Annotated in this window: 2 protein-coding genes; both read right to left on the bottom strand. The window is 74.6% G+C overall.

Annotated features, from left to right (window positions below; translation table 11 throughout):
- Positions 1-1,040, bottom strand: a 1,040-nt coding sequence (locus KDK95_RS34565; protein ID WP_212522577.1) for a sigma-70 family RNA polymerase sigma factor, incomplete at its 3' end; no start/stop codon positions are given.
- 116 nt (positions 1,041-1,156) lie between these two features.
- Positions 1,157-1,619 (bottom strand): hypothetical protein (locus tag KDK95_RS34560; protein WP_212522576.1); only part of this gene is annotated, 463 nt, incomplete at its 5' end.

The raw sequence follows: 1,619 nt of genomic DNA, 5'->3' as shown, positions 1-1,619 counted from the left end.
GGCTGGGAGATCACCGCGGGCGCGGACGGCTTCGGCTTGGCCGCCGGGACCGGCGGCGGCTCGCTGCCGGTGAGCGCGAAGGCGATCGCCGCCACGGCCGCCGCCACCACCGCGCTCGCGACGGTGGCCTGCTGCCGCGGCGAGGCGTGCCGCGCCTTCGCCAGGCCGCGCCCGATCACGCCGCCGGACTGCGCGGCGCCGCCGCCGGCGCCCGCCGCGCCGCCCGCGGTGGCCAGCACGATGCCGATCTTCGTCGCGGCCGCCGCGCCGAGGACCGCCGGGCCGATGACGACGTGGATGTTCCCGTTGACGTACTTGAGCATCGCGTACAGCCCGACGCAGTCCGAGCAGTGCCTCAGGTGGTGCCGCAGCCGCGCCGCCTCGCGCCCGCGCAGCTTCCCGCGCGTGAGCGTGCCGAGCCGTTCGGCGAACGGCCGGCACGCGTCGGAGCCGATCTCGGTGATGTGGGCCTGCAGATATGCCTGCTTGAGCCCCTCGCGCGCGCGGTAGGCGAGCGCCGCGACGGCCGCGGCGTCGATGCCGAGCTGCGGTGCGAGCTGCGTCGGGCCCTCCTCCTCGACCTCCGTCTGCCACAGCACCGTCTGCCAGCGCTCCGGCAGCGTCATGAACGCCTGCCCGGCCAGCGAGCGCTCCAGCGCGGCGATGACAGGGTCCTGCTCCGGCTCCGGCGGCGCGATGTCCACCAGGTCCGGCACCAGCAGCGTGCGCCGGTCGCCCTCCGCCCAGTCGCGTGCCACGTTGCGCATCGCGGTCAGCAGGTACGGCCGGAACGCCTCGGTGGGCCCGTTGCCGTTGCGGATCGCGTACAGCACGCGGGTGAAGGACTCGGCGCTGAGGTCCTCGGCCGCCGCCTCGGAGCGCGTCCAGTGCCGCGCGTGCCGCAGCGCCGACACGCGGTGCCGACGGTAGAGCGGATCGAAGGCTTCGAGGTCGCCGGCGCGTACCCTGTCGATCAGCTCCCTGTCCGGCGGATCCTGATCGGGACCTCCGGCATCGGTCTTCGCGTGCTGCTGGTCCATATGGCTGCGGGCGTCCCTACGACGTCGTGTGAGATCTCGATTACCGAGATGCCGTTATAACGCCACGCGTTCCCCCGGGACGCTGCCGCAGCCCTATTATCACCCGATCGGGTATTTCAGGGCCCTGTTTCTTGACAAAGGGAGCTTCGGGACTGCGCGTTGAACGCCTTGCGGAGCGCGGACAGCAGCAGCCCGGCGTCGGTGCGGCCGGTGTCCGGCGCGCCCGGCGGGACGAGCCACACCATCCGGGTGCACTCGCCGATCAGCGGCGGCAGCGCGACCACGTCGCCGTGCGAGGCGGTGCGCAGCCCGTGCCGCCGGCACCACCAGGCGAAGCCGCGCTCGGCGGCCAGGGTGCCGGGCGGCAGCAGGAAGCCGACGCGGTCCACCCGGGCGCGGGCGTCGGCGGCGACCGGGCCGATCGGGGCGCCGGAGCGCAGCATCAGGTCCAGGGCGTCGAGGCCTATCGCCATGCCGACGCTGACCAGGTCGAAGGAGGGGCCGGCGGGCACGGGCTGGACCCGCGCGGGGTCCCGGTAGGCGGCGCACAGCTCGTGGGCCAGCGGGTCGGGGGCGGGG

The sequence above is a fragment of the Actinospica acidithermotolerans genome (assembly GCF_018139625.1).
Lineage (GTDB): Bacteria > Actinomycetota > Actinomycetes > Streptomycetales > Catenulisporaceae > Actinospica > Actinospica acidithermotolerans.
This window is presented reverse-complemented; position numbering and strand designations above follow the sequence as displayed.